Here is a 445-nt window from a genome sequence, read left to right as displayed (position 1 = left end):
TTCGGCCGCCAGCTCGTCCAGGCGTCGGCAGCGGTAGTGGGCCAGGGCCAGGCCGAGGAGGATGAAGCCGCGGTTGATGTAGCGGTGTCCGGCTCCGGGATCGGCGATCAGCGGCTCTCCGCAGATCAGTTGGGCGAGAGGTTCGGTGCGGCCCCGGTACTGGTCGAGGCGGGTGTCGGCGCGGAGTCCGGAGGTGTGGGCGAGGATCTGCCGGGGCGTGACCCGGCCGCCGGGGGCGTCGGCCGGGATGTCGGGCAGCAGTTCGCGGATCGGGGTGTCCAGGGTGAAGCCGTCCAGGAGGGAAGCGCCGACCAGCGGCCAGGTGGCCAGGACCTTCGTCAGCGACGCCACGTCGTACACCGTGTCCGGCCCCGGCCGGGCGTCGCCGCACTCGGGGGCGACGACGCCGGAGGCCAGGTAGCCGGGCTCGGTGTCGAAGGTGCCG

General features: G+C 73.5%; 1 protein-coding gene. It reads right to left on the bottom strand.

Translation table 11 applies throughout. The features are described 5' to 3' along the window. Positions 1 to 445, bottom strand: a 445-nt coding sequence (locus VM95_RS38065) for a serine hydrolase domain-containing protein (RefSeq protein ID WP_045706235.1), incomplete at both ends; no start/stop codon positions are given.

It is taken from the genome of Streptomyces rubellomurinus, assembly GCF_000961885.1.
GTDB classification, from domain to species: Bacteria; Actinomycetota; Actinomycetes; order Streptomycetales; family Streptomycetaceae; genus Kitasatospora; species Kitasatospora rubellomurina.
The sequence above is the reverse complement of the archived record's forward strand: the minus strand, read 5'-3'. Positions and strand labels throughout refer to the sequence as shown.